The sequence below is a fragment of the Streptosporangium album genome (assembly GCF_014203795.1).
In the GTDB taxonomy this organism is placed as follows: Bacteria; Actinomycetota; Actinomycetes; order Streptosporangiales; family Streptosporangiaceae; genus Streptosporangium; species Streptosporangium album.
The window spans coordinates 1,059,532-1,083,059 of sequence record NZ_JACHJU010000001.1 but is presented as its reverse complement, the minus strand read 5'-3'; the positions used below and the strand labels follow the sequence as shown (position 1 = coordinate 1,083,059).

Genomic DNA, 23,528 nt, shown 5'->3' with positions numbered 1-23,528 from the left:
GGACGCCGCGGTCGCGGAGCTACCCGGTCACCTGGCCTCGACCAGTGCGAAAGCGCCCCGGCTCAGCGAGATGATCTCGGGGACGGCCGTGTTCTCGTTGATGGCCGTCTGGGGGTTGGCGGTCATGGTGGTGACGACGTAGACCTTCCCCCTGGCCGAGCGGGCGAGGTAGCTCGTGTTCACCACCCCGACCTCGGAGCCGCCCTTGAACCAGACCGTCGGCCACTTCTCCGGGGCGAGCTTGAGGCTGCCGTCGTTGGCCGACAGTGTCTCGTTCAGCTGCTTGGAGTTCAGTTTCACCAGTCCCGCGTAGGCGCGGCAGACGTCACGCGGGGAGCCGAACCACTCCAGCGTGTCGTTCTCGCGAGGCGTGGTCCAGATCTTGATGTCCGACAGCGACTGCTTGGCGACCGTCTTCTTGAGGTAGGCGAGTTTCCTCGCGGGGTTGAGCGCGAGATAGGTCTTGGCCTGCGCGGGATAGTTCACGCCCTTGAGCAGGAACAGCTCGCGCGTGGTGAGGAAGGGGATGTTCTCCTTGACGTGGCCGGACCACGTGCGCACCTTGGCCTCGACGGCCTTGCGCCCGACCGTGTGGATGAGGATGTCGGTGGCGGTGTTGTCGCTGATCGAGATCATCAGCTTCGCCGCCTCGTGGACCGTGGTGGTGCTGTTGTCGGGCCGGTCGACCAGCCCGTCCTCGCCCACGCTCTTCCACTCGGGCTTGATCGTGAGCTTGGTGTCCCAGCTCAGCCCGCCGTCGCGGATCTTCTCGGCGACCGCGCCCAGCACGTAGAGCTTGAACATCGAGCCCAGTGGCCGGGGCTCGTCCACGGCCTTGCCGTGGACGACCTCGCACCGGCCCCGGGAGTCGATCTCGGCGGCGGCGAAGCCCGTCTCCGGCGCGGCCTTGCTCAGCCGGGTGTCGAGCTGGGCCCAGCTCGTCGGAGCCGGAGGGACGGGCGCCGGCCCGGGGTCCAGGCCGAGCCGGTTGATCCTGCCGTCGCCGTCCACCGCGATGGTGAGGACGAACGTGTGCCCGCCGACCGATGCCAGGCCGACCAGTCTCGTGGGCTTGACGGCGGTCAGCTTCTCCAGTGTCAGACCCTTGAGATTCTTGGTGAACGCGTTGAAGTCGTCGGCAGGGATGGCCTTGAGGAAATCCGCGCTGAGATGCTCCTCCAGTTCGGCGTTTGGGATGGGGGCCCTCGGCACCGCGTCGAGATACCAGCTCAGCTGCCTGCCGACCGGGCTGTCGGGGATCTGCGGGGCCGCGGTGACCGCAGCGGGTGCCGGCGCCGCCGGGGCACCGCTCGCGAGTGCGGTCGCCGGGACGGCCGCCATGGCGAGGCCGAGAGCCAGGGCATATGTCTGTCGGAACGGAAGTCGCACGGAAAGCTCCTCTGCCGGATCGGGCGTCGCCGCCGCAACCTGCGGTTATCGTCCTGATCTCCAAACTAGGCAGGGCCACGCCTGCCGCACCATCCGGTCATCCTCCGTTCCACGATGTGCGGCAGACTGCACCAGATGTGCGGACAACCCCATAGACGGAGAGTCCCCTGGCAGGTCAGGCTGCGTTCCATGCCCCCCGAGCCCTTCTCCCGCGTGCCGGCCGCGTCGGCGGCCGTGGTGGCCGCGGCCGGTATCAGCGCGGGAACGTTGCTGGAGAGCGGCCTGCCCGCGCCGTTCAGCGAGTGGCTGTTCATCGTGGTGTGCCTGGCGCTGCCCGCGATCGGCTGGCTCGTCGCGGTCCGGCGTCCCGACAACGTCTACGGCTGGCTGCTCCTGGCCGCCGCCGACTGCCTGGGGCTCGGCATACTCGGTGTCGGTCTCCTGCTCAGGGACGCCACCGGCCACGGCCCTCTCGCGGTCCTCGGCGCCCTGTTCACCTCGCTGTCCACCATTTTCTACGGTCTGACCTGGGTTTTCATCCCTCTCCTGTTCCCTGACGGGCGGCTGCCCTCGCGCCGCTGGCGGATCGGCGTCTGGGTCGCCGGGGCGGCCATCACCGCGCACTGGGCGGGGGTGTTGCTCAGCCCCGACGAGATTTACGTCGTCGTTTCCAGAGGCAACCCGCTCGGGCTCAGCGGGACGGCCGGGCTGGTGGCCGCGTCCGTGGGTGGCCTGGGACAGCTCGTGACCTTCCTGATGGCGCTGTCGGTGCTGGTCTCCCTGGTCCTGCGCCTGCGGCGCGGCGACGCCACCGAGCGCCGCAGGCTCCGCTGGATGATCGCCGGAGCCGTGGGGACCCTCGGCGGGGGCGTGCTGATCGCGGTGGGCGGGCGCACCGGTCTCGGTCTGGGCGCCTGGATCGGCCTGATGAGCGCCATGGCCTCGCCGGCCGTCGCGATCATCGCGACCGTGTTCCGGCACAACCTCCTCGACATCGGGGTGGGGATCAGGGGCTCCCGGATCTTCCTGGTCTTCGACCTCCGGCCGACGGTGGACGAGCTGCTGACGGAGCTGGGCCCGGCGCTGGAGGAGGCCGAGCCGGCGGAGCAGCTGGGCAGGCTGGCGGGAGCCGTACGGGCCGGGCTGGAGGCCCGCTGGGCGGCCGTCACGCTCGCGGACGGCACCCGGGTGGTGTCGGGCGACGAGGACGGTGAGGCCGTGCTGACCGTGCCGGCCGGGCTGGGGCACATCGCGTGTGGTCCCAGGACGGCGGGGCGCTTCACCGCCGAGGACCGCCGGCTGCTCCAGGCGCTGGCGGTGCCGGTGGCGCTGGCGATCCAGAGCGCCGGGCTGGCGGCCCGGCTGGTCAACGCGGAGGAGGCCGAGCGGCGGCGGATCGAGAGCAACATCCACGACGGGGCGCAGCAGCAGCTCGTGGCGCTGATCGCCGGGCTGGAACTGGCCCGGGCGACCGGTGGTGGCCCCGAAACCCTGGCAGACCTGCGTGAACAGGCCCGGCAGACCCTCACCGACCTGCGGGAGCTCGCGGCGGGCATCCATCCGTCCGTGCTCAGCCAGGCCGGGCTGGTGGAGGCGGTCGAGGAGCGCTGTTCGCGCCTGCCGGTGGCCACGACGGTGACCGCCGAGACAGGGCTGCGGGCACGGCGTTTCCCCGACGAGATCGAGGGCGCGCTGTACTTCACGGTGAGCGAGGCGATCGCCAACGCGCTCAAGCACGCCGCGGCCTCCCGGATCGAGGTACGGCTGACGCAGGCCGGCGGGCGGCTGCAGGTGGTGGTCTCCGACGACGGGAAGGGATTCGATCCGGCGGCGGCCGGCCGCGGGGGGCTGGGCCCGCTGGCCGACCGGATGTCCGCCCTCGGCGGGGGGCTGGATCTGGCCGGTGGGCCGGGCGAGGGCACCCGGCTCCGGGCCTGGGTGCCCGCGTTGGGCTGAGGGAGGCCGTCCGGCGGGCTCCGCTCCGGCGCCCCGGCTCTCCGGTGCGGTGGTCTCGCCCCGGCGTCCCGGCCCCCTGTCCGGTGCGGCTCACTCCGGCGTCTTGGCCGCCTGCATGGTGCCGACCGCGGCCTTGGCCATCAGCTGTTTCAAGGTGGGCAGCAGGTCCGTTCCGCTCTTTCCGTTCATCGCGTTGTTCGCCACGGTGTAGGAGTTCGAGCCGATGTAGAAGGAGGCGAAGTTACCCGCGTCGTTGTCGAGCACCTTGCCCAGAGGGCCGACCCTGGTGAGGTCCCAGACGCCGAAGAAGACCAGGCAGGCGGCGAAGTCCTTCATGGTCATCGTGGCGTTGTCCTCGAACGATCCGGGGCCGTCGCCGAACGCCGCCTTGGTGCCGATCGACAGGGTGGTGTCGCCGAGGGCGAAGAAGGCGCTTCCGGCGGCGTAGTTCGCCAGCTTCTTCCGCACGATCTCCGCGACGTATCTCTGGAAGAGCATCATCAGATACTCGATCTGATACTGCCTGCGCAGCTTGTCCGCCGCCCATTTGATGGCGGCGGCGCCGGGGCCGCCCACCACCGGCCAGGCTCCGGCGAACAACAGCTGCGCGACCTCGGTCGCCGCGAGGACCTTGAGCGCGTGCTGGGTGGCCTCCACCGCCTCGGCGTACTCCTCGCACGCCTCCGCGGTGCGCTCGCAGTGCGCCGCGACCGCTTCGGCGTAGTCGGGGAAGGATATGGAAGAGGTCGGACCCTGGACGCCGGGGGGCAGGGAACGGGAGATGAGGCCCCCCTGCCAGAAAGCACGGAACACCTCGCTGCCCTCGCTGGGATTGTCCCGCCACACGCGCGCGGCCTGCCGCTCCATGTCCCCCTGGGATGTCGCGACCAGCGTGCCGATCGACCTCCAGACGGCGGCGGCCCGGCGTGCCCCGTCCGGGTCGCCCTCCGGCCACCGCCGGTAGATGTCGTTGAGGACGACCCCCAGCATGCCCGCCGCCCCCAGCGGGAACAGTGCCGAGCGGTTGAGCCTCACCGGAGGACCCAGGGCATCTCGGCCATGCTCGCCCAGTCGGCGGCCTCCACGGTGGCCCCCATGCAGAAAAGGCGGGCCGCGACGCCGCTGTAGAAGAACGGGATGGCGCCCGTCTCGGTCATGATCCCTTCGGCCGTCGCCGCGTAGCCGGGCACCTCGGCGTCGCCGTTGTAGAACTTCATGCCCGCCTCGTCGCCGCCCCAGAAGTCACCCACCGCGATCAGTTCGTTCACCTCCCTGATGAGCGCGCCGGTGAGGTCGGTGCTCTCGGCGTCGAACGCCCTCGTGATGGATGTCTTCATATCGTCCGGAGACATCGCCAGCTCGGCGGGCGGTCCCTGCCACGCGGCGGATCTCCCCCCGGACGCGCCTGCGGAACCATAGGGCGGAGCCTCGGACATGTGCACCTCCGTGCTGTGAAGTGTGGACACGGCACGCCGGCGGTAACCGGCGTGCCGGAAATATCACTTATTAAAAGTAGGAAATACCAAGAATATATCGACGGGGCCGTCCGGCGGCGGAGAGCGGGGATCTTTCGTGCGTGGGATTCCGGCCGTACGTCCCGTGTCCCCAGGTCGTGGACGCCTACGACAAGCTTTCCGAGGGTGGCACATTGGTGTCCGTCGGGCACATGACGGGTGAGGGAGAGCATTTCCCGTTCGGGATGCTCTTCGGAGACCAGGGCCGCCACGACCGCTCGATCGTCACCTTCTTCCTGCTCGCCTGCCCAGGGCTGGCCCCGGACCTGACCTGGCTGGCCGGGCAGGTCGCGACCGGCCGGTTGGACCCGCAGATCTCCTGGCGGGGCGGTTGGGATAAGGCCGCAGAGGCCGTCGAGGCTCTCCTCGGCCGTCGGCTGCACGGCAAGGCGGTCCTGGACATCGGCTGAGCCCACCGGACCGCACGACCACTGCTGGGACACGCTCTCAGCCGAACACCCCCGGAGGCGGCACAGGGACGACGACGGGGGTGCCGTCGTTGAGCGGGAGGGCGCCGGCGACGAACCTGGTCAGGTCCTCGCCGTACACACACCGGGCCTGGGCGAGTCCGCCGGCGGCCCGGCGGGCCAGGCCCGAGAGGGGAAGGCCGGTGCGGGAGGCGGCGACGATGAGGTTGCCGAAGCGGCGTCCCCGCATGACGCCGGGGTCGGCGAGCAGCGCCAGGTGGGGGAAGGCGGCGCCGACGGTGGCGAGCACCCGGCGGGCGAAGGCCAGCCCCTTGCCGTCGGCGACGTTGACCAGCAGCGTCCCGGCCGGGCGCAGGACGCGGGCGACCTCGCCCATGTACTCGGAGGTGGCCAGATCGAGCGGCATCGTGGCGCCGCTGAAGGCGTCCAGCACCACCAGGTCGGCCGAGGCGTCCTGGAGTTCGGCGGTGGCCGTACGGCCGTCAAGGATCTTGACCTTGAGTCGGGGGACCGACTTCAGCCGGAGCTGGTCCCTGACGAGCTGGACGAGCCCCCCGTCCGGCTCGGCGACGATCTGCCGCGACCCCGGGCGGGTAGCCGCCACGTAGCGGGGGAGGGTGCAGCCGCAGCCCCCGATGTGCACGGCGTCCAGCGGGCCCTCGTCGAGAAGGTCGATCACGATGGCCATCAGCTGGACGTATTCGAAGTCGAGGTAGGTGGGGTCGTCCAGGTCGACGTAGGACTGGGGCACACCGTCCTTGGAGATCACCCAGCCGGAGGGGCGGTCGAGGTCTCCCAGGAGCTCGACCTCTCCGAAGGTCACCGGATAACGGCCTGGCATCGGCCTCTGTGGTTCCCGCCTGACCATCACCTTTGATCCCTCTTCCCTCTGATATACAACGCTGGGGGACACTCTTGGGAGAAACCGTATGCGTAGTCGAGCGGTCCTCACACTCACCTCCGTCGTGCTCACCCTCATCGCGGCCGGACTCTACGTGCTTGTCCGCCCCACGGGGACGGAGAGCGGCCGGACGGAGGCCGGACCCGAGGAGGTGGCCCAGGCCTATCTGGCGGCCTGGGAGGACAGTGACATCGGCGCGATGAGCCGCCTGGTCGCCGACCTGCCCGCCGACTTCGCCGAGCGGCACCTCGCCTTCAGCCGCGACCTGGACATCGAGTCGCTGGACCTCACGCCGGGCACGCTGAAGCGGCAGGGGGAGCGGGCGGCGGAGCTGCCGTTCCAGGGAGTCAGGCGGATCAAAGACCTGGGGGCGTGGCCGTTCTCCTCGACGCTGCGGCTGATCCTGCGGGACGGGCGGTGGAAGGTGCTCTGGGCGCCGGAGACGCTCCATCCGGCGCTCAAGGACGGCGGCCGGATCCAGTTCAGGGAGGTCGTGGCACCCGCGGCCGAGCCGGTCACCCGCTCCGGCGCGCGGTTCCCGCGCGACAGCGGCGCCGAGAGCTACCTCGGCGCGCTCGGCGCCGACTCCGAGCCGAGCGACAGCGGCTACGCGCTGGAGGCGGTCCGGGCGGACGGGACGGCCGATGCGCTCATGACGTTCGCGCCGCCCTCCGCCGAGAAGATCCGCACCACCTTCTCCCGGCCGGTCCAGGCCGCGGCGGCCCGGGCGCTGGACGGGGTGGGCTCGCCCGCGGCGATCGTCGCGGTCGAGCCCGGCACCGGCGAGGTGCTCGCGGTCGCCGACCGGCTGGGCGGGGAGCTGGGCGGACAGAGCGCCTTCCTCGGCCGTTACCCGCCGGGGTCGACGTTCAAGGTGGTCACCGCCGCCGCACTGCTCGCCGGCGGCCTGACCCCGGACTCGCGGGTGTCGTGCCCCGCGACCTACACGCCCCCGGACGGCCGCCCGTTCCACAACGCCGGAGGGCAGGCCGTCCCCGGAACCATCACGCTGACCGACGCCTTCGCGCTCTCCTGCAACACGGCCTTCGTCGAGCAGTCGGTCCGCCTGCTGTCCGGGGGCGGCCTGGTGAAGGCCGCCGAGCTGTTCGGGTTCGGCAAGAGCATCGGAGACCAGGGGTCCTGCGGCGAGATAGAGCCCCACGGCACCGCCGACGAGCTGGCCTCCGACGCCATCGGCCAGCACTCCGTGCTGGCCAGCCCGCTCTGCATGGCCCTGGTCGCCGCCGCCGTACAGGACGGCTCCTGGCACCGGCCGGTGATGGTGGCGGGACGCGCGACGCGCGCGGAGGCGGTCCCGCTGCCGCAGGGCACGGTCACCGCCCTGCGCGCGATGATGCGGGCGGTCGTGTCGAGTGGAACCGCCTCGTCCGCCGATCTCCCTCCCGGTACGGCGGGCAAGACGGGGACCGCCCAGGCGGGTGATGGGGAGGAGCATGCCTGGTTCGTCGGCTACCGCGGCAAGGTCGCCTTCGCCGTCTTCGTGAAGGGCGGCGGGAGTGGCGCGAAGACGGCCGTGCCCATCGCGGCGCGTTTCCTGCGGGCGCTCTGAGGGCGTTCCGGGGGGGTGTGCCGGCTGGGCGCGGGCGGGTGAGGCCGGGTGGCGGAGCCGTTCCGGCCTGTAGGGCAGATCACAACCTACGTTGGCGTAACTTACGGTACCGTAGGTTCATGACCACGACTTCTTCTGAGAGATTCACCCTCCCAGAGTCGATCAAGCCCCGCCTCCGTGGCTGGTTGCACGCCGGAGCCCTGCCCGTCGCGCTCACCGCCGGTTTCGTCCTGGTCGCCCTGGGCCCCACCCTGCAGTCACGGCTCGCCGCCGCGATCTACGCGGTCACCTCGGGCCTGCTCTTCGGCATCTCGGCCACCTACCACCGGGGCACGCTCTCCCCGCGCCTTGAGGAGGTGCTGCGCCGTCTCGACCACGCCAACATCTACCTGATCATCGCGGGCACCTACACCCCCTTCGCGATGCTCGCCCTGGACGGACCGGCCAGGACGGCGGTTCTCTGTGTGATCTGGGCCGGCGCGGTCGCCGGAGTGCTGTTCCGGGTGCTGTGGACCGGCGCCCCCCGATGGCTGTCCACCGCGCTCTACATCGGTCTCGGCTGGACCGCCGTCTTCGTGCTGCCCCAGCTCATGGAGGGTGCGGGGCCGGTCGCGGTGACCCTGATCTTCGTGGGCGGGCTGTTCTACACGGCGGGTGGCATCGTCTACGGCCTGCGCCGCCCCGACCCCTCACCCCGCTGGTTCGGCTTCCACGAGGTCTTCCACGCCCTCACCGTCGCCGCCTACGTGGTCCAGTACATAGCGGTCTCACTGGTGGTCTACTCGGCGGGCGCCTAGAACCACGTCACCGGCCGCGGACACGCGGGCCGGGCCGGACCCGCCGCGGAGGGCTGTTCCGCTCCACCGCCGACATGGCCCGCGACTGGGCGGCGGAGCTGGGCAGGCCCGCGCCGTGGACCACACCGGCCACGGCCCCGGCGCCCTCGGGTCAGACATCCCTGGAGCTTGGATGTCAAGCCGCGAGATCCTGGGATCGGTGAGACCAGGCGGTTGTCTGGTCATAGTGGGTGCGGGTCTTGAGACAGCCGTGGAGGATGCCGACGAGGCGGTTGCCGACCTGTCTGAGAGCGGCGTTGTGCCCGACGTCGCGGGCGCGTAGCTGGTCGTAGTAGGCGCGGACCTCGCGGTCGTGCAGGATCGCGCAGGAGGCTTGGAGGTGGAGGGCGTCGACGAGGCGGTCGTTGTGGACGAACCGGGCGTGGACGGTGCGCATCTTGCCGGACTGGCGGGTGATCGGGCTGGTTCCGGCGTAGTTCTTGCGAGCCTTGGCGCAGGCATAGCGTCCGGGAGCGTCCCCGAACTCGGCGAGCACCCGGGCGCCGAGAACAGCCCCGAGGCCGGGCTGGCTGAGCATGATCTCAGCGTCCGGGTGCCGGCCAAAATGCGCCTCGACCTCGCCTTCGAGCGTCTTGATCTCGGTGTTCAGCGTGGTGATGACCGCGACCAGGGCACGGACGGAGGCGGCGTAAGCGGCCGTGACCAGGTCGGCCTGGCCCAGATGCTCGCCACGCAGCACCTGCTGGATCGCCTCGGCCTTGCCCGCGATGTCCCGGCGGCCCTTGAGCGCCGCGCTGATCTGGCTGATCGTCAGCTTCGCCGCCGAGGCCGGGGTAGGTGCCTTGGCCAGCAGCTTCAACACCGCCTCCGAGGTCAGGCCAAGAGGCTTGAAGGTCTCCAGCGCCGCCGGAAAGTAATCCCGCAACGCCACCCGCAGCCGGAGCATGTGCCGGGTGCGCTCCCACAGCAGTGTCTGATGCGCGCGGGTGACGACCTTGACGGCCTCGGCGACCTCGGAGTCCCCGGCGACCTCCCGCAACTGGCGGCGGCGGGTGCGGAGCATGTCGGCCAGCGCGTGCGCGTCGCCCTTGTCGCTCTTGGCTCCCGAGCTGCTCAAGATCTCCCGGTACCGGGCGGCCTGCTTGGGGTCCACCCCGAACACCCGGTACCCGGCCGCCCGCAGCGCCCGCACCCACGGGCCCCGGTCGGTCTCGATGCACACCAGCACATCCGAGGGCTCGGCGTCCTCGGCCACGAAGCGGGCCACCAGCTCGTGGAACCGGGAGATCCCGGCCATTCCCTCGGGCAGCCGTACCCGCTTGAGGACCTGCCCCGCCTCGTCCTGGACCTCCACGTCGTGGTGGGGTCGGCATGGAGCGCGGTGCCGGGGTTTCACCCGGTCCGTTTCTCCATGCCGCCCTCCCGAACCGGACGTGCGAGTTGGCCCCGCATCCGGCTCTCCACAAGTCCCTTTGGACTGTTGGTGTCCTCAGCGTGTGCTGGGCCAGGGCGATGGGATCTTTGTCCCTCGGGGGAGGTAGCGCGTGGTGGCCACCGAGCCGGGGTTGAACAGGACGACTTCTCCATCGCGTGGCCACCATCCGCCGTCGCAGAAGCGGCGGCGCAGTTCCTTCCAGCCCGCGTTGAGGTGTTTGCGTCGCAGCCATCCGAACACCTGTCGCCAGACGATCATGCGGAGGTATTGGAAGGCGCGGGCGGAGACCCCTGGCCGGAAGTAGGCGGTCCAGCCCCGCAGCACGTTGTTGAGCTTATGCAGCAGGACTGCCAGCGGCAGGCTGACGTTCATCCGGCAGATCGCCTTGGTCTTGGCCTTGATGGACCGAAGTGCCTTCTTGGCCGGGTAGTTATAGACGAACTGCTGGTCGGTGCCTCGCTTGTGGTGGCGCTGGATGCGCCAGCCGAGGAAGTCGAGGCCCTCGTCGATGTGAGTGATCAGGGTCTTCTCCTCCGAGAGCCGCAGCCCAACGGTGGCGAGGACTTCCGCTACTTCGGGGAGCAGTGCCTCGGTGTGTTCCCGAGTGCCCGAGACCAGAATGACGAGGAGAGTAGGCCGGGGGAATCGCACCCCCGGCCTCTCGCAGAACCGGACTTAAACCTCTCGGCTTATCCGGCTCCCATCGCCCAGCCGTCAGGACGAGCGCCGAGACGCCAGTGCGCGAACAGGCGGGGAGATCGCCGGGCGATCTCGGCCAGCCAGGCCATCGCGCGCCGTTCCCGGCGTTTGAGCCGTTTGTATTTCCGGCACGCCCAGCCCACCAGGAGCTTGTTGAGATGCCGGAGGAAGGAGAGCAACCGGGACCGGTAGAAGCGCCCGTAATAGTTGATCCACCCCTGCACGATGCTGTTGAACATGCGGGCAAGGTCGTCCAGAGACTTGTCACTGCGCCGGGACAGATGCCAGGAGCGGATCACCGCTCCCATCGCCTTCATCGCCTGCGTGCTGACCGCGGGCAAGAACGACACGAAGTGCTTGCCGTGCTTGTTCTTGGCCAGCCGGGGCCGGAACTCATAGCCCAAGAACGTGAACCGGGTGTGCTCGTGCGAGCCCGTCCGGTCGGCGTCCTTGCAGTAGATGATGCATGTCTTGTCCGGATGCAACTCCAGGCCGACCTGCGCCAGACGCATTGCAATCGCGTCTCGCACGTATTCGGCCTGCCGGCGGCTGCCGCAGTGCACCACCGCGTCATCGCAGTAACGCTCGAACCCAAGCGCCGGAAATTCCCGGGCCAGCCAGGCGTCGAACGCGTAATGCATGAACAGGTTAGCCAGCAAAGGTGAAATCGCCGACCCCTGCGGGGTCCCGCGATCTCGGGCGACCAGGGTGCCATCCTGCCGTTGCATCGGAGCGGTCAACCACCGCTGGACATACAACAGGATCCACCGCTGATCCGGTGAAAGGTGCTTGGCGACGGCCTTGAGCACCAGGTCATGCGGCACGGTGTCGAAGAAGGCCCGGATGTCCATGTCGATCACCCAATCCTTCCGCCAGCACCGCACCCGGCACGCCCCAACCGCATCCAGCGCCGACTTGCCCGGCCGATAGCCGTAGGAATCCGGATGGAAGATCGGTTCGACCTTCGGCTCCAGATACATCCGCACCACCGTCTGGGCCACCCGGTCGGCCACGGTCGGCACGCCCAGCACCCGCACCCCTCGCCCTTGCGGCTTGGGGATCTCCACCGCTTTCACCGGCGGCGGGAAGTACGAGCCTGAGGACAACCGGTTCCAGATCCGATACAGATTCCGGTCCCGATCGGCCTCGAACTGCGCGATCGACTCCTCATCGACCCCCGCCGCCCCCTTGTTGGCCTTGACTCTCTGAAACGCTTCCCAGACCTTCCACTTGTCGATCTGAAACGGCTTGTCCTGCTGCCTGAGTTCGCTCACCTGGCTCCTCCCGGCCCGATCGGATGACCAGCCGGTTGACCACCAAGCGACTCCGGGCGACCCGGCCCCTTCGCTCCACGCCCATTACGGCGCTTCTGCACTACTACGAGCCGGTCCGTCCCTCCGCCTCGCCCCGGTACTCGGCCCCTTGCAGTGTCCGCTGCTTGGGGTACTCCCTTCGGCCGGACGCTCCAACACGCGCCCGACACCGCTGAGACGGCAGGTTCCCACGTTCCGTACTGGCGCCCAAGCCGAACTCGCGCCACCTTGACGCCGGTCACCACCTGGCCAGCAAGCAGGCACCCGCCAGGCTCATCCCGGGGCAACAACTGGACCCCGGTTTCGATGACGCCGCTACGCTTTCGACGTTTCATCAGTGGTTCACTCTCGTTCGCCTTCTCGGCTCACACCTGACGCATCTCGTGCGCCTTTTCCGCGACGCTCACCACCACGGCCATTGAGCCGCAGCAACTCGCGGTGGTTTGGGACCTCCCCCTGCGTGAGCGATCCCGGAGGACCTACCTCCATCACCAGCACAGCACCGCATCCGAAGCTCGCGATCTTCTACATCACAACCTCCATCAGCGTTCGTGGCGCACAGTCGTCCGCGTACCGGATCAACCGGTAGTTGGGCAGCCCCTTCTGGCGGCGGGTCCAGCGCTGTTTCGTGGTCGAACGCGCTCCGCCCGGTGCCTGGACGAAGTGCTCGTCCAAAACCGAGAGAGCCACGTTGGCCAGCAGCGGAGACAAGATCCCTCCTTGCGGGGTGCCGGTGACGGTCTCCTTGGACGTGCCGACCTCGGTGAGGATGCCCGCCTTCAGAAACGCCTTTACCAGCGCGAGCACGCGCTTGTCCCCGATCCGTCCGCGCACCCGGTCCATGAGGGCCGGGTGCGAGATCTCGTCGAAGCAGGCCTTGATGTCGCCCTCCAGTACCCATTCGTAGGTCTTGGATGCCAGGAAGCGCGTCTCGGCCATCGCGTCGTGCGCTCGCCGGTTCGGCCGGAACCCATACGAGCACGGAAGGAAATCCGCCTCGAAGATCGGCTCCAGCACCAGCTTCAAGGACGCTTGGACCACCCGGTCGGCGATCGTCGGGATCCCCAGACGGCGGCGCTTGCGCGTCCCCGGCTTGGGAATCATCCGCTCTCTGACCGGAACGGGCCGGAACGTCTGGTTCCTGAGCTGCTCACGCAACTCCTCCAGGAACTGTTCAGTCCCGATCCGTTCCTGGACGAAGGCGGCGGTTATCCCGTCGACTCCGGCCGAGCGTGCGCCCTTGTTCCCCGCAACCCGCTCCCAAGCCATCAGCAGAAAGCCGGGATCGGTGACGAGGTTGAACAGATCGTCGAACCGACGATGAGGATCATCGGTCGCCCAACGGTGCAGCTTGGTCTGGATCTCCAGTACCCGTCGCTCGGCCCTCAACAGGCCCCACGACGGATCACTCGTATTCACCAGCGAACCTCCTGGTCTTCCAGTACTTCCACCACTGACTTGCTGGCTCCCTTCGCCATGTGGCCGGCTTTCCCGGCCTCGGACTACTACGGAGCCTCCGCCCCGCCCGATGCCATCAGCAGACGTCGCGCCTGCCCTTCCGCCACGCTGGCCGCGCGGGGCGAGGGCGGCACCGGACGGTTCCCACGTTCGTCACGAAGTCGATCGACAGGTGAGGCGTCCAGCTCTACCCCTGCGGCATCGCCACGACTACGCCGCAGACCTTCGTCGTGGCCTCCCCGGGGTGGTTCACATGGTCCCGAGGAGTTCCCCGCCGATGCACACGAGCGGGGACGCACCGCACCCAGCCCATATCCGTCAGGTTTGAGCTGGTGGGCCGTTAAGGGGCGTCAGGCACTGGTTTCTCTCGTACACCTTCCTGTCTCGCTAACCGGACCCGCACCGTCTGACAGTCTCGGCACGTCCCGGCGTTGTCGGGGCTGCTCCCACCCTCCCCGGCGACTCCCGGATCAGGCTGCCCCCAGCTTCACCCAGCCGCTGCGACGGCCAGGAGGCGAAGGTCTCTCACCTCCGCTCGACTTCGCGCGCTTCGTGGCGCACATGCTGCTCGGCCCAGTCGTCTCCGACGAACAGCATCCGTCACTCCAAGAGCTCGACAACAGTTCCAGCAGCCTGCAGGAGCCGGTCGGCGACCTAATGGACAAGTGCTCACGCCATGCGATCGGCGGGCACGACATCCCATCAGCGATCAAGACCCCTGACCACCGGTGAGGGCACGGTCTGACACCAGGACTCATAGTCCAGGACGAGGGAGTGCTCACTCACCAGCGGCTACCAGGCACCGAGTCTGCCCGAACAGCAGAACCGGTAGCTCCCATTAGCGGGAGAGCTCGAGCCCGAGGCGGCGCATCGCGAGCTCCGCGTAGAGCGCGGCGCCGTCCGGCAGCACGGCGTCGTCGAACCGGGCCTCGGCGGAGTGGTTGTAGGCGGCCTTGGCGGGATCGGCGTCCGCCGGGCACGCGCCGAGCGCCACGAAGGCCGAGGGCACCTGGTCGCAGACGAACGAGAAGTCCTCCGAGCCGGTGAACGGCTGGGGAGCCGTGACGAACCGCTCCTCGCCGTACGCCTCGCGGACGACCCCACCGACGAAGTCGGCCTCGGCGTGGTCATTGACCGTGACCGGGTAGTTCACCTCGTAGCCGGCCTCCACCTCCAGCCCGTGCGCCGCCGCGATGCCCCTGACCAGGGCCACCGCCCGCTCCTGGACCCGTGCGTGGGAGGCCGCGGAGAACGACCGGATCGTCGCCTCGAACCGGGCCTCGTCCGGGATCACGTTGTCGACGGTGCCCGCGTGGAAGCTGCCGACGGTGACGACCACCGGGTCGAACACGTCGAACCCCCGCGTGACCATGGTCTGCAGGGCGGTGACCATCTCGCACGCGACGGGGATCGGGTCCCTGGCGTGGTGGGGGGTCGAGCCGTGGCCGCCCGCGCCGCGCACGGTCACCACGAGTCTGTCGGCGGCGGCCATCATCGGCCCGCCCCTGGTGATGAACATCCCGTGGGGGAGCACCGAGCTGATCACATGGAGGGCGTAGGCCGCGACCGGGCGCTCGCCCGCCGCGTCCAGCACGCCCTCGTCGATCATGATCTTCGCGCCGCCCGGTCCCTCCTCGCCCGGCTGGAACATGAAGATGACGTTCCCGGCGAGCCGGTCGCGCCTGGCCGCCAGCAGGTGCGCGGCCCCGGCCAGCATGGTGGTGTGCAGGTCATGGCCGCACGCGTGCATCCGGCCTTCCGCCTGTGAGACGACCTCCCCGCCGCGTTCGGAGACCGGCAGGGCGTCCATGTCGCCTCGGAGCAGCACGGTCGGGCCCGGCAGGGCACCCCGCAGCACGGCCGTGACCGAGCTCAGCCGCTCGCCGAGCCGCACGTCCAGGGGGAGGCCTGACAGCGCCGCCAGCACCTTCTCCTGGGTCCGCGGCAGGTCGAGGCCGAGTTCGGGCTCGCGGTGCAGGGCGTGGCGGAGACGGACCAGCTCGTCCCGCATGTCGGTGGCGGATTCGCGGAGGGACACGGAGGCTCCTTTTGGAGGGAGATGAGGCCTGAGATGGACGATAACTCCGATTTGACCGAATTGTGGTCTCGTGTTGGCGATCTTCTGGAAAGGAATCGATCACAGCAGAAGGGCGCGTGAAGGAGAGGGGGGCACATGGAAAAGATGTCTCGCACGGGGGAAGCCGTGGGGGAGGGCCTGTCCCGCACGTGGTGGGCGCATCTGATCCGTGGGGTGTGTGCGATCCTGTTCGGCCTGCTGGCCGTCTTCTGGCCGGCCATCACGGTCCTCGCGCTGGTCGTCGTCTTCGGTGCCTATGCCATCGTCAACGGCGTGTTCGCGATCTTCGGCTCGTGGCGCTCGGGCTCACGGACATGGATGATCGTCTACGGTGTCCTCAGCGTTCTGGCCGGCATCCTGGCCTTCGTCTGGCCGGGCATGACCGCGCTCGCCCTGCTGTTCGTCATCGCGAGCTGGGCCGTCGTCACCGGCATCGTCGAGATCGTGGCGGCGATCCGGCTGCGCAGGGAGATGGCCGGGGAGTGGATGTTCATCGTCAGCGGCGTGCTGTCGGTGCTGTTCGGCATCCTGCTGTTCGTCTGGCCCACCTCGGGCGCGCTGGCCGTCGTCTGGCTCATCGCCACCATGGCCATCGTGTACGGCGTCGCCCTGGTGGCGCTGGCCTTCCGGGTCAGGGCGCTGGGCTCCCGGAGGCCGGGCACGTCGGGCACCGTTCCGCGCATCATGTGATTGCCGCAGAATCTTCACAAGAATCAAATCTCATGCGTAATGTCTCCATATAGATGCCTCGTTGGCGGGGAATCATCTGTCCGACTCACTGTGGAGGGGACATGGACGTGCACGGCCGCCTTACCCGTCACCTACTCGTCGACGGCTACCGGCTGGTGCTGGACCTTGAGCGGAGCCGGGGTTCCCGGCTCGTCGATGCCCGCACCGGCCGGAGCTACCTGGACTTCTACACTTTTTTCGCCTCGGCGCCGCTCGGCGTGAACCCGTTCGACGACGACCCGGACTTCCTCGCCCTGCTCGGCCGGATCGCCGCCAACAAGCCCGCCAACTCCGACCTCTACACCGTCCACCTCGCGGACTTCGTCGAGACGTTCAGCCGGGTCCTCGGCGACCCTGAGCTGCCGCACCTGTTCTTCGTGGAGGGAGGCGCACTGGCCGTCGAGAACGCGCTGAAGTGTGCCTTCGACTGGAAGAGCCGGCACAACGAGGCATGCGGCCGTTCCCCGGAGCTCGGCACCAAGGTGCTCCACCTCACCCGGGCCTTCCACGGCCGCAGCGGCTACACCCTCTCGCTGACCAACACCGAACCGGTCAAGACCGACCGCTTCCCGATGTTCGGCTGGCCGCGGATCGAGGTGCCGGCCATCCACTTCGGCGGGGTCGAGGCGGCCGAGGCGCGGGCGCTGGCCCAGGCGAGAGCGGCCTTCGAGCGCCATCCGCACGACATCGCCTGCTTCATCGCCGAGCCCATCCAGGGCGAGGGCGGCGACAACCACATGCGCGCCGAGTTCCTGCAGGCCATGGAGGCGCTCTGTCACGAGCACGACGCGCTGTTCGTCATGGACGAGGTGCAGACCGGTGCCGGGACCACGGGCACCCCCTGGGCCTACCAGCAGCTCGGTCTCCGTCCGGACATCGTGGCCTTCGCGAAGAAGGTGCAGGTCGGCGGGATCATGGCGGGCCGCAGGGTGGACCTGATCGCGGACAACGTGTTCCAGGTCAGCGGCCGGATCAACTCCACCTGGGGCGGTGGGCTGGTCGACATGGTCCGTTCCCGCCGGATCATGGAGATCGTGGAGCGCGACGGCCTGATCCCGCGCGCCCAGGAGCTCGGCCACGAGCTCCTCACCGCGCTGCTGAAGATCCAGGCCCGATTCCCGGAAACGGTGGAGAACGCCCGGGGACGCGGCCTCATGTGCGCGTTCGACCTGGCGGAACCGGCCGAGCGCGACCGCGTGGTGGCCCGCCTCAGGCATGACGAGGGCGTGCTCGTCCTGCCCTGCGGCGAGCGGTCGGTACGGCTCCGCCCGGCACTCTCGGTCACCTCCGAGGAGTTGCAGGAGGGTGCGGACGCCATCGGCCGTGCCCTGGAGGCGTCCCGGGACCTACAGATCTCCGCGTAGAGGGCGGCGCACCCGGCCTCCGGCGGCGCAGGTCGTCCGGCTTCTCAGAGGCGCGAGGGATCCTCGTGGGCGACCCGTCGCTGCCAGAGGCCGATCGCGGTGACCCGCGAGTCCACGCCGAGCTTGGCGTAGATCCGATTCACGTGGTTCTTCACGGTCTTCTCGCTGAGGAACAGGTGCTGGGCGATCTGCCCGTTGGAACGACCTGTGGCGATCAGCTCCATGACCTCGGTCTCCCGCCTGCTCAAGCCCGTCTCGACCCTGGGCTCCGCGTCGAAGGGGGCGTCGTCGACTCTCATCCGGCCTCCGTGGCTGCAACACAGTCAGGTCGCCGAAACCCCCGGTCTTACGGCGTAGCGATAGCAGCGAGCATAACCCGCAATATCCATCTTTGGTGGGCAAGTCGGAAGTGAGGATAAAACGGAACGGCCGGTCCCGTAGGACCGGCCGTTCTCATGGGGTGAGCGAGGGGACTTGAACCCCCGGCATCTAGGACCACAACCTAGCGCTCTGCCAACTGAGCTACGCCCACCAGGTCTGCCGCAGCAGCACATGGAAAGTGTAGCGGTTTCCGGGAGTCGTTTCGTACTCGGTTTCCCATGTGGTCTCAGGACGCCGGGGTGGAGACGCCCTCAGCCAGCTCGCGGGCGGTGGCCGAGTCGGGACCCGGCTGGGCCACGAAGATCGCCGCGCGGTAGTAGCGCAGCTCGCGGATGCTCTCGACGATGTCGGCCAGCGCCCGGTGTCCCCCCTGCTTCTCGGGCGAGGCGAAGTAGACCCGCGGGTACCACCGGCGGGCGAGTTCCTTCACCGAGGACACGTCGATCATCCGGTAGTGCAGGAACGTGTCCACGGCCGGCATGTCGCGTGAGAGGAACGACCGGTCGGTGGAGATGGAGTTGCCGCAGAGCGGCGCCTTCTTCGGCTCCCGGATGTGGCTTCTGATGTAGTCGAGCACGAGGGTCTCGGCCTCGGCCAGCGTGACGCCGCCGCCGAGCTCGTCGAGCAGCCCGGAGGCGGTGTGCATCTCCCTGACCACCTCCGACATCTGCGCCAGCGCCTCGGGCGGGGGCTTGATGACCACGTCCACCCCCTTGTCGAGCTGGTTCAGCTCGCCGTCGGTGACCACGCAGGCCACCTCGACGAGCGCGTCCCGGCCGAGGTCGAGCCCGGTCATCTCACAGTCGATCCAGACCAGCAGGTCACTCATAGCCTTCAGGGTAGTACTCCCTTCAGGAGAGCTTGAGCGAGTCGACGACACGATTGGTCACCGAGACGCCCAGATTGTCGGGCGCGGACACGTAGACCAGCGCCGGACGTGCGCCCTCTCCCCGATCCACGATCACGAAGGCGCCCCGTTCCTTCTTCCACTTCCAGCCGTTGGCCGCCGACTCCTTGGAGAAGTCCAGGTCGAACATGAGCACCCAGGCGTCCTTGCCGCCCACCTTGACGGCCTTGTTCCGCACGATCTTCCGCCCGTGCCCGGGGCTGTAGAAGTTCTCCTCGGTCGCGAGCAGCAGCGTGGCGGCCGTCTTCCGCATGGTGGCGACCCCGTTGTAGCCGAACTTGTCGGGGAGCTCCCCGACGAACACGTTGCCGACCCAGTTGTTGCCCTGGCCGTCGTAGTTCTCCTGGGCGGTCGCCACGGCCGCGCTGGACCAGGTGAACCCGAGCGGGCCACCGCCGACCCTCTCCGGCACCTTCCAGGGGGAACCGGGGAACGCGTAGGACAGGCCGGTCACCGGATCTTTGAGACGCCCGTCCTGCGGCTGGGGCAGGTCGGTGTTGCCGCTGTCCGGCTCATCGGACGGCGGGGCCGACGGTTCGGGGCTCGGCGGGAAGGCCGGATCCTCGGTCGTCACCCCCGGGACGGGGGCGGGGTCGCTCGCGACCGGCCTGCCGTTGGGATTCATCAGGAACATCGCGGCGATCACGATCCCGACGACCACGACCACCACCGCGCCGCCGCCCAGGATCCACGGCCACGGGCTGCTCTTGCCGGGCGGGGGGCCGGTGGGGAGGCCGTACCCCCCGGCGGGCATCTGCATCGTCGCCCCGCTAGGCGGGCCGGCGCCCCAGTTCGGTTGCGTCCCCGGACCCTGGGGCGGGGGAACGGGCTGGCTCCACGGCCCCGTGGGACCGGAGGGACCTGCCTGCTGGGGCGGACCTGCCTGCTGGGGCGCGGGCTGGGGTGACGGTCCGGTCTGCGGCGTCTGAGACAGGGCCTGCCCGGCAGGCGCGTCCGCCGGGTGGGTGGCGTCGGTCCACTGGTTGCCGTCCCACCATCTCAGCTGGGGTGAACCGTAGGGGTCGGGATACCACCCGGAGGGGGTCTGCGTGGTCATGGCCGCCAGAGTAGTAAGAACCGGTTTGCCGTGCATTGTGGACCTTGATGGTCGTTTATCAACATGTGAAGGTGAAACTCGCCCTGTCCTGGAGTTTCTTCCCCGCAGGAAGGGGAGAGAGCACCCGTAGCGTGGCCGTCGCCCTGAAGCTTCCCTCGCCCTTGGCCGACCACAGGAGGATCACCTCGTGCGAGGTCTTCCCGGCCGTCACTGTGTCGGTCTGCTCGATCGTCTCCTCGCGGTCGCTCCGCTTCCACTGGTAGTGGATCTCTCCGGCCGAGCCGTTGGTGGTGAGCACGCCCCTGACCTTGACGGCCTTGTCGCACCCCTGCGCCTTCTTCGGCGCGACCACCTTCATCGCCGTCACCTCCAGCGGAGCCGGAGAGGACCGGAGCAGCCAGGCCAGCAGGGCGGCCACGACCATCAGCGCGAGGATCACCGAGGACAGAGCCGTCCGGCGACGACGCCGCCTGGCCGGAGCGCCCAGCGCCCGGAGCCCGCCGGCGGGGGATTCGGTCTTCTGGGAGTCCCGGCCGGTCCGCCAGAGCCGCACCGCCGTGGTCTCCACCGGAACGCCGGGGCCGAACCGCATCACCACGTCGTCGGTGTGGCTCTCGCCGTTCTTCGGCGGATGCAGCAGCGTGACGATGTCGCCCTCGTCCGGAGCGGACGGAGCAGACGGAGCGGACGGAGCGGACAACGCCGGAGCGGGTTGCCCGCCCCCCGTCCGCAGGTCGTCCGACGACCACCGGTGGATGGTCTCCACCAGCCTGTCCCGGGTGGTGAACCCCGGCGGCAGCAGGTCACCTCCGGAGAGCAGGACGTCGCGGGCCGCGGCGAGCCCGTGGGTGGAGGCCGTCGACGCCGCCCGGTCGAACAGCCCGGCCGCCCCCGGCGAGGCCGCCGCCCAGCTTGCCGCCAGCCCGCGGGCCAGTGAGGCCCAGGCGGCGACATCGCGTTCCGGGGCCGGGAGCCGTCCGTATATCGCATCGGCCAGACCCCGTTCGGCGAGCAGGGCGGACCCGTCCGGAGCGATCACCACGGTGCCGGGGTGGAGCGCGCCGTGGGCGAGCCCGGCGGCGTGTACGGCCAGCAGCGTCTGTGCGACCTCCACCAGGATGGTGGCCGCGCTGCCCGCGTCAGGCCGGGGGACGCCGGCCGTCTGAGGCAGTAAATCGGTCACGGCCGGGCTGACCGGCTCGGTGGTGAGCAGCCAGACCTCGCCCTGGGCGGCGACCAGGTCGGCGACCGGGACCAGCCCGGTCACGCCGCCCTGGACCAGCCTGCGGTCGGAGACCACGGCCGCGACCAGGCGTTCACGCGTCGCCGGATCGGCGACCAGCCGTGGGTCGAAGCTGAGCGCGCTCCCCGGCCGCCCGTCGGCCGCGACCGCCGACGACCAGGTGCCCAGCTCGTCCGTCCAGGTCCGGTGGGTGAGCCGGAATCCGGCGAGGCCGCCCCGGTCGGTGTTCATCGTCGTTTCCGTCCCGCCGTCTAGCGCCGCCTCCGGCGGCGTCCGGCCATCCCGCGCTTCACCGCCAGTGTGAACGGAACGGCGCCGCCCGTCATCAGTCCGAAGAGCAGGACCGCCGCGGGGACCGTCTCGATGGGGGGCGTGGGTGACGAGGTCAGCTGCGGTGTGCCCTGGCCGCTGGGGCTCTCCCCGCCGTTCGTCGGCTCCGAGGCGGTGGGGGTGCCCTCCGAGCCGGTCGGCGTTGAGGAGGAGGAGGAGGAGGCCGTCGGCTGCGGTGTTGTGGGCCGTGTCGTCCGGGTGGGGGTCGGCCGCGCCGACGGGCTCCTGGTCGGAGTGCTGTCCCCGATGTCGAGGGGAGAGCTGTCCTCTGACGGGGCCGGCGCGCTCGTCGGCTTCTTTGTGGGTTTCTTCGTCGGTTTCCCGGTATGCGTCGGTGACGGTGTGGGCGCCGAGGTCGGCCTCGCGCTGGGCACGGCCGGGGGCGGGCTGGCCGCGGTGCTCGTGCTCTGCGTCGGTGCCGGTGTGCTCTCCGCCGTCGGCTCCTGCGTGGGCTCGTCGGTCTCGTCGTCAGGGATGACCGACTCCACCGGCTCGGAGGAGGGGGACACGCTTGGCGTGCTGACCACACTCTGCGCCTGGATCGGGGTGCTGTCGCTGGCGTTGACCAGTACCACGCTCACCCCGCTGATCACCGCGATGCACCCGAGGCCGATCAGGAACTTGGTGCTCGTCTTTCTGAGCACCGACTTCCTGCCGGATGCGTACGTGGTGCGAACGCTGTCGGACGTCGACGTGGCAGAGTGCCCGCCGAACTCCGTCCGGGCCAGCGATGTGCTGGTCTCGGGTTCGATGATCTCCAGCGGGAGCAGCGAGGCCAAGATCGCGACGAGCCCGGCCAGCCGGCGGCGGCCCCGTTCCTGCCACTCCGGCCCGTAGGCGTCGGCGGCGACCGCCTCCAGCTCGGTGAGGAAGGCGGTGGCGGTCGGCGGGCGGTCGGCCGGATGCTTGGCCAGGCCTCGCTCCACCAGGCCCTGCAGGGCCGACGGCACCTCCTCTACGGGCGGTGGCATGGACTGGTGCTGCCGGGCCAACGCGGCGAGGTTCGTCGCGCGGAACGGCCTGGTGCCCGTCAGGCACTCGAAGAACACGACGGTCGCGGCGTAGACGTCGGTGGACGGTCCGGCCGGTGCGCCCGCCCACTGCTCGGGGGCCATGTAGGGCGGGGTGCCCGCGGGGGTGTCACCGTCGCCCGAGCGGATGGCGATGCCGAAGTCGACGAGCCTGCTCGTGCCGTCGGACTCGACCATCACGTTCTCTGGCTTGAAGTCGCGGTGCACGATGCCGGCGGTGTGCGCCGTCGCCAGTCCGAGCAGGGCGCCCTTGAGCACGAGCAGGGCGGCCTCGGGGCCGGTCGGCCCCTCCGAGCGCAGGAGCGCGCGCAGGGAGACGCCGTCCACCAGTTCCATGACGATGGCCGCGCCCTCACCGGACTCGATGTAGTCGTACAGCCGGACGGCATGAGGACTGTCCAAGGTGTTGAGCACCCGGGCCTCGTGCCGGAAGCGCGCGACGAAGCCGACGTCACTCCTGAGCTCGTCGGACAGGTATTTGATCGCTACCAGGATGTCATCGGCGTCGTGCCGTGCCATCACCACGCGCCCGGCGGCGCCCACACCCAACTCGCGAATCTCGGTGTATCCGGGGACTCGCCAGGCTGATGGCATGCCGTACATACGGTCTCCTAGGTGTCCGGGCCCCCACCCATAACAGACGGACCGCAGCTTAGCGTCAGCCGATCAACTTCTGCTCATCAATCACTAAACGGTCTCATGCTGTGGGAATTGTCAGCGTATGTCTGGTTTGGGGGGGTCGGGGCCCTCCACCTGGGAGCGCCCCGGATCGGCGACGGTTCGGCGGCGACGATCTCGATCGGCTGGATCTCCGGGACCCGCGCGCCCGCCGGCACGTACGCGCTGACACCGCCCGCGATCACCACCAGCCGGGCCTCGGCCCGGAACCGGGCGAGGAAGAGTGAGCTGCCGCACTACGTGCTAGGACGTCCGCGCCGCGCGCCCGGTT

The 23,528-nt window shown here is 69.5% G+C and carries 21 protein-coding genes and 1 tRNA gene; 7 read left to right on the top strand and 15 right to left on the bottom strand.

The genetic code is table 11. From position 1 onward, the window contains the following. Positions 1 to 27 precede the first annotated feature (27 nt). A complete protein-coding gene (locus tag FHR32_RS05095) occupies positions 28 to 1,389 on the bottom strand; it encodes a serine hydrolase (protein WP_184753230.1) in 1,362 nt (453 codons plus the stop codon). Positions 1,390 to 1,578: 189 nt separating this feature from the next. Between FHR32_RS05095 and FHR32_RS05090 the strand changes: the two genes are divergently transcribed. After that, the gene (locus FHR32_RS05090; protein WP_184753229.1) at positions 1,579 to 3,345 is read left to right on the top strand and encodes a sensor histidine kinase; all 1,767 of its coding nucleotides are present in this window, start codon (positions 1,579 to 1,581) and stop codon (positions 3,343 to 3,345) included. Positions 3,346 to 3,435: 90 nt separating this feature from the next. Here FHR32_RS05090 and FHR32_RS05085 read toward each other — a convergent pair whose 3' ends face one another. Both FHR32_RS05085 and FHR32_RS05080 read right to left on the bottom strand, forming a co-directional pair. Continuing rightward, entirely contained in the window at positions 3,436 to 4,380 is a 945-nt protein-coding gene (locus FHR32_RS05085; protein ID WP_184753228.1) for a WXG100-like domain-containing protein, read from the bottom strand. Then, on the bottom strand, positions 4,377 to 4,682 hold the full coding sequence (locus tag FHR32_RS05080; RefSeq protein ID WP_184753227.1) for a hypothetical protein: 306 nt from the start codon (positions 4,680 to 4,682) through the stop codon (positions 4,377 to 4,379). The genes FHR32_RS05085 and FHR32_RS05080 overlap by 4 nt, the downstream gene beginning before the upstream one ends. A gap of 239 nt (positions 4,683 to 4,921) precedes the next feature. On the opposite strand from FHR32_RS05080, the gene FHR32_RS05075 reads away from it, so the two are divergent. Next, entirely contained in the window at positions 4,922 to 5,269 is a 348-nt protein-coding gene (locus tag FHR32_RS05075) for a zinc-binding dehydrogenase (RefSeq protein WP_312882018.1), read from the top strand. Between the two features lie 37 nt (positions 5,270 to 5,306). Here FHR32_RS05075 and FHR32_RS05070 read toward each other — a convergent pair whose 3' ends face one another. Then, positions 5,307 to 6,128, bottom strand: a complete 822-nt coding sequence (locus FHR32_RS05070) for a spermidine synthase (RefSeq protein WP_184753226.1) — start codon at positions 6,126 to 6,128, stop codon at positions 5,307 to 5,309. Between the two features lie 88 nt (positions 6,129 to 6,216). On the opposite strand from FHR32_RS05070, the gene FHR32_RS05065 reads away from it, so the two are divergent. Both FHR32_RS05065 and trhA read left to right on the top strand, forming a co-directional pair. After that, positions 6,217 to 7,758, top strand: coding sequence for a penicillin-binding transpeptidase domain-containing protein (locus tag FHR32_RS05065; RefSeq protein WP_184753225.1), 1,542 nt, complete (start codon positions 6,217 to 6,219; stop codon positions 7,756 to 7,758). 119 nt (positions 7,759 to 7,877) lie between these two features. Continuing rightward, positions 7,878 to 8,555, top strand: coding sequence for a PAQR family membrane homeostasis protein TrhA (gene trhA / locus FHR32_RS05060; RefSeq protein ID WP_184753224.1), 678 nt, complete (start codon positions 7,878 to 7,880; stop codon positions 8,553 to 8,555). 175 nt (positions 8,556 to 8,730) lie between these two features. Here the strand turns inward: trhA and FHR32_RS05055 are convergent, their stop codons facing one another. The 4 genes from FHR32_RS05055 to FHR32_RS46570 form a co-directional block, all read right to left on the bottom strand. Then, positions 8,731 to 9,951, bottom strand: coding sequence for an IS110 family RNA-guided transposase (locus tag FHR32_RS05055; protein ID WP_184753223.1), 1,221 nt, complete (start codon positions 9,949 to 9,951; stop codon positions 8,731 to 8,733). A 93-nt stretch (positions 9,952 to 10,044) separates the two neighbouring features. Continuing rightward, positions 10,045 to 10,641 carry a group II intron maturase-specific domain-containing protein gene (locus tag FHR32_RS44045; RefSeq protein WP_184753222.1) on the bottom strand — a complete coding sequence of 199 codons (597 nt, stop codon included), beginning with the start codon at positions 10,639 to 10,641 and terminating at the stop codon, positions 10,045 to 10,047. Positions 10,642 to 10,679: 38 nt separating this feature from the next. Next, complete coding sequence (gene ltrA, locus FHR32_RS05045; protein ID WP_184753221.1) at positions 10,680 to 11,963, bottom strand: group II intron reverse transcriptase/maturase; 1,284 nt, start codon at positions 11,961 to 11,963, stop codon at positions 10,680 to 10,682. Positions 11,964 to 12,527: 564 nt separating this feature from the next. Next, a complete protein-coding gene (locus FHR32_RS46570) occupies positions 12,528 to 13,421 on the bottom strand; it encodes a reverse transcriptase domain-containing protein (RefSeq protein ID WP_184753220.1) in 894 nt (297 codons plus the stop codon). A gap of 600 nt (positions 13,422 to 14,021) precedes the next feature. On the opposite strand from FHR32_RS46570, the gene FHR32_RS05035 reads away from it, so the two are divergent. Beyond that, on the top strand, positions 14,022 to 14,192 hold the full coding sequence (locus FHR32_RS05035; protein ID WP_184753219.1) for a hypothetical protein: 171 nt from the start codon (positions 14,022 to 14,024) through the stop codon (positions 14,190 to 14,192). A gap of 106 nt (positions 14,193 to 14,298) precedes the next feature. On the opposite strand, the gene FHR32_RS05030 is transcribed toward FHR32_RS05035, so the two are convergent. Beyond that, a complete protein-coding gene (locus tag FHR32_RS05030; protein ID WP_184753218.1) occupies positions 14,299 to 15,498 on the bottom strand; it encodes a M20 metallopeptidase family protein in 1,200 nt (399 codons plus the stop codon). Positions 15,499 to 15,633: 135 nt separating this feature from the next. Between FHR32_RS05030 and FHR32_RS05025 the strand changes: the two genes are divergently transcribed. Beyond that, complete coding sequence (locus tag FHR32_RS05025; protein WP_246465982.1) at positions 15,634 to 16,227, top strand: HdeD family acid-resistance protein; 594 nt, start codon at positions 15,634 to 15,636, stop codon at positions 16,225 to 16,227. 101 nt (positions 16,228 to 16,328) lie between these two features. Then, positions 16,329 to 17,630 carry an L-lysine 6-transaminase gene (gene lat / locus FHR32_RS05020; RefSeq protein ID WP_184753217.1) on the top strand — a complete coding sequence of 434 codons (1,302 nt, stop codon included), beginning with the start codon at positions 16,329 to 16,331 and terminating at the stop codon, positions 17,628 to 17,630. 44 nt (positions 17,631 to 17,674) lie between these two features. On the opposite strand, the gene FHR32_RS05015 is transcribed toward lat, so the two are convergent. The 6 genes from FHR32_RS05015 to FHR32_RS04990 all read right to left on the bottom strand — a co-directional run bounded on the left by FHR32_RS05015 (position 17,675) and on the right by FHR32_RS04990 (position 23,182). Then, a complete protein-coding gene (locus FHR32_RS05015; RefSeq protein ID WP_184753216.1) occupies positions 17,675 to 17,929 on the bottom strand; it encodes a helix-turn-helix domain-containing protein in 255 nt (84 codons plus the stop codon). Between the two features lie 157 nt (positions 17,930 to 18,086). Further along, positions 18,087 to 18,162: transfer RNA gene (locus FHR32_RS05010), tRNA-His, on the bottom strand. Between the two features lie 75 nt (positions 18,163 to 18,237). Then, a complete protein-coding gene (gene orn, locus FHR32_RS05005) occupies positions 18,238 to 18,840 on the bottom strand; it encodes an oligoribonuclease (RefSeq protein WP_184753215.1) in 603 nt (200 codons plus the stop codon). A 22-nt stretch (positions 18,841 to 18,862) separates the two neighbouring features. Further along, positions 18,863 to 19,975, bottom strand: coding sequence for a DUF2510 domain-containing protein (locus FHR32_RS45745; RefSeq protein WP_221465266.1), 1,113 nt, complete (start codon positions 19,973 to 19,975; stop codon positions 18,863 to 18,865). A gap of 58 nt (positions 19,976 to 20,033) precedes the next feature. Continuing rightward, entirely contained in the window at positions 20,034 to 21,449 is a 1,416-nt protein-coding gene (locus tag FHR32_RS04995) for a protein kinase family protein (protein ID WP_184753214.1), read from the bottom strand. A 20-nt stretch (positions 21,450 to 21,469) separates the two neighbouring features. Continuing rightward, complete coding sequence (locus FHR32_RS04990; RefSeq protein ID WP_184753213.1) at positions 21,470 to 23,182, bottom strand: serine/threonine-protein kinase; 1,713 nt, start codon at positions 23,180 to 23,182, stop codon at positions 21,470 to 21,472. Positions 23,183 to 23,528: the final 346 nt, after the last annotated feature.